This window comes from Streptomyces sp. MMG1121 (genome assembly GCF_001280015.1).
Taxonomy (GTDB): domain Bacteria; phylum Actinomycetota; class Actinomycetes; order Streptomycetales; family Streptomycetaceae; genus Streptomyces.
This window is the reverse complement of the sequence record NZ_LGDV01000054.1, coordinates 1-787: the sequence shown is the minus strand read 5'-3', so window position 1 is coordinate 787 and position 787 is coordinate 1. Positions and strand designations below refer to the sequence as shown.

The window sequence follows — 787 nt, the reverse complement described above, 5'->3', positions numbered from 1 at the left end:
GCGGGTCATGGTGGTGCGGTGGCCGAGGGTGACGTCGTCGACGTCGATGAGGCGTTCTTCCTTGCGTTGCTTGTTCCAGACCTCGTGGCCGGTGTAGCGGGGGTTGAGGAGGATGGCTCTGGCCGCGCCGGCCTGCCATCCGGTTTTTGGGCGGTGGGGGTTGCGGGCGGCGTCGTGGGCGGAGGGGCAGGGGATGCCGTCTTGGTCGTGGCGGCGGGCGATGGTCTCGTCGCTCATGCCGTCGATGTATGGGGTGCCGACGTAGAGGGTGAAGATGCGCAGCACGACGGGTGCGGTTTCGGGGTCGGGTTCGAGTTTGTGCAGGAGCTGTCCGGTGGCTGCTTTGGCGGGGTTGGGGTGGGTTCCGGCGTCGGTGAGCCGGTAGCCGTAGGGCGGCCGACCGCCGAGGTAGCGGCCCCGGAGCTTTGCCTGGGAACTCATCGCGGTGCGCACCCGGATTTTGATGCGGTTGCGTTCGCCTTTGCTCATGCCGCCGAAGACGGACATGACGAGGTCGTGGGCTTCGTTGTCGGGGTCGATGGGGCCGCCGACCTCCGGCACCCAGAGTGGGATGCGGAAGTGGACGAAGACGGGGAAGGTGTTGCCGAACTGGTTGCCGTAGAAGGTGCGCTGTGGCTCTCCGATCACGACGGCGTCGAATCCGCGGTGGGGGTCGCGGAGGGCTTGAAGGAGGTCGTTTGCGCGGGGGCGGCGTTGCCAGGGCAGGGAGCGGCTGTGGCCGATGTCGAAGTACTCGGTGACGATGTGGCCGCCGGCGGGTTCGATC

At 67.7% G+C, this 787-nt stretch carries 1 protein-coding gene; it reads right to left on the bottom strand.

Translation table 11 applies throughout. The annotated features are described in order from the left end of the window. Window positions 1-787 (bottom strand): recombinase family protein (locus ADK64_RS07285; protein WP_234384486.1); only part of this gene is annotated, 787 nt, incomplete at both ends.